Below are 2,518 nucleotides of genomic sequence, written 5' to 3'. Positions count from 1 at the left end.
TGCCGGGCGTATTGCCGGTAATGAACCGCGAAGTCGTCGAAAAAGCCATCAAACTCGGTTTGGCTTTGGATGCGAAAATCAATCAGAAAAACGTGTTTGACCGTAAAAACTATTTTTATCCTGATTTGCCAAAAGGCTATCAAATCAGCCAGTTGGATTTGCCGATTGTTGAACACGGCAAACTGGAAATCGTAGTAGGCGATGAAGTTAAAACCATCAATGTTACCCGTGCGCACATGGAAGAAGATGCGGGTAAATCCGTACATGAAGGTTTGAACGGTGCTACTGGTATTGACTTGAACCGTGCCGGTACGCCTTTGTTGGAAGTTGTCTCCGAGCCGGAAATGCGTTCCGCAGCCGAAGCCGTGGCATACGCTAAAGCATTGCATGGTTTGGTAACTTGGTTGGATATTTGCGACGGCAATATGGCGGAAGGCTCGTTCCGCGTCGATGCCAACGTTTCTGTACGTCCAAAAGGTCAGGCTGAGTTCGGTACACGCCGTGAAATCAAAAACCTCAACTCTTTCCGCTTCTTGGAACAAGCCATCAATTATGAAGTGGAAGCGCAAATCGAAATCTTGGAAGACGGCGGTAAAGTACAGCAGGCAACCATGCTGTTTGACCCTGAAAAAGGCGAAACCCGTGTGATGCGTTTGAAAGAAGATGCGCACGATTACCGCTATTTCCCGGATCCGGATTTGCTGCCGGTTATTATTTCAGACGGCCAATTGCAAAAAGCCAAAGAGCAAATGCCTGAGTTGCCGCATGAAATGGCGGCGCGTTTTGTCGCCGATTACGGCGTATCTGACTATGATGCACGTCTGTTGACTGCCAGTCGCGCTCAAGCTGCCTACTTTGAAGAAGCAGCCAAAGCCTGTGGCCAAGGTAAATTGACTGCAAACTGGATGAACGGCGAGCTTGCCGCTACCTTGAATAAAGAAGGTTTGGAACTGGCTGAAAGCCCGATTACAGCTTCACGTCTTGCCGAGTTGGTTGCTAAAGTTGCGGATAGAACATTAAGCAGCAAATTGGCGAAAAAAGCTTTTGAAGCAATGTGGGCCGAGCCTGAAGCAGGTATTGCCGAAATCATCGAGAAACATGGTTTGCAACAAATTACTGACACTGGTGCAATTGAAGCGATGGTGGACGAAGTGTTGGCAAACAATGCGAAAGCCATTGAACAATTCCGTTCCGGTAATGAAAAAGCCTTGAATGCGATTGTCGGCCAAGTGATGAAAGCAAGTAAAGGCAAGGCTAATCCGGCTCAAGTTCAAGAGCTGATTAAAGCCAAATTAGCTTGATAGATAGGACAGGCCGTCTGAAAACAGGTTTATTTTCAGATGGCCTTTATTTTTGATTTTAAAACTATTCTAAAATACCATGACACATACTATTACCTTATCAGATCAAATCACATTTACGGCAAACGAGGATGAAACCGTTCTTGCTGCCGCGACCCGTCAAAATTTAAATCTGCCCCATTCTTGTAAAAGTGGTGCCTGCGGACAATGCAAGGCCGAGTTGATGAGTGGCGAATTTGAAATGGGCGATCATATTGATAAAGCCATCAGCGCCGAAGAAAAAGTGCAGGGTAAAGTGTTATTGTGCTGTACTACTGCGAAGAGCAACCTGAAAATCAATGTGCCGGGGTTTAATCCGAATGCTTTGCCGGTGCGCACTTTGCCTGTACGCATCGAAACGATTGAAATCAAACATGATGTTGCTTTGTTGAGGTTGGCTTTACCTAAAGTGCCGTCATTTGCATTTTATGCCGGACAATATATTGATTTGCTGCTTCCCGGCAATATCAGCCGCAGCTATTCAATCGCCAATTCGCCTGACCAAGAAGGTGTTTTGGAACTGCATATCCGTAAACGTGAAAACGGCGTATGTTCGGAAATGATTTTTGGTGCCGAGCCGAAAGTCAAAGAAAAAGGTATTGTCCGCGTTAAAGGTCCATTGGGTACGTTTACTTTGCAAAAGGACAGCGATAAACCGATTGTTTTGTTGGCAACGGGTACAGGTTACGCACCTATCCGCAGTATTTTGCTTGATTTGATTCATCAGAATAGCGAACGTCCGGTTCATTTCTACTGGGGGGCACGTCAGCAGGAGGATTTGTACGCATTGGAAGAAGCAGAAGCATTAATAGGCCGTCTGAAAAATGCAAAATTCTCGCCTGTCCTTTCTAAGCCTGATTCCGATTGGAAAGGGGAGAATGGATATGTGCAAAACGTTGCCGCACAAAATTATCCTGATTTGAGCCAATATGAAGTTTATGCTTGCGGGTCACTAGCTATGACAGAGAGTGCACAAAGTTTGCTGACTCAAAAATGTGCTTTACCGGAAGATGCCTTCTTCTGTGATGCTTTTTCACCGGCATAATCATGTTTATACAGAATTTATATGTTTGAATGTAGGTGTTAAGAGTAAAATTTGATGGCAATCTGTTTGAGAAAGAGTGTGTTTTTGCACACTCTTTTTTCTATGTGGTAGTTATTGCATAGATGTTTATGGC

2 protein-coding genes are annotated in these 2,518 nt (G+C 45.0%); both read left to right on the top strand.

Going from position 1 to position 2,518, the window contains the following annotated elements; genetic code table 11:
* Positions 1-1,301, top strand: a 1,301-nt coding sequence (gatB, locus tag ACTHUT_RS17855) for an Asp-tRNA(Asn)/Glu-tRNA(Gln) amidotransferase subunit GatB (protein WP_440419262.1), incomplete at its 5' end; no start/stop codon positions are given.
* A 79-nt stretch (positions 1,302-1,380) separates the two neighbouring features.
* On the top strand, positions 1,381-2,385 hold the full coding sequence (locus ACTHUT_RS17850) for an FAD-binding oxidoreductase (RefSeq protein ID WP_440419261.1): 1,005 nt from the start codon (positions 1,381-1,383) through the stop codon (positions 2,383-2,385).
* Positions 2,386-2,518: the final 133 nt, after the last annotated feature.

Source organism: Neisseria sp. P0022.S010 (assembly GCF_051956635.1).
Note: the sequence above shows the minus strand (reverse complement) of the source record. Positions and strands in the feature narration are given on the sequence as shown.

Excerpts from the sequence above, each read along its gene's own strand:
- ACTHUT_RS17850 (WP_440419261.1), top strand. The coding sequence starts at position 1,381 with ATGACACATACTATTACCTTATCAGATCAAATCACATTTACGGCAAAC.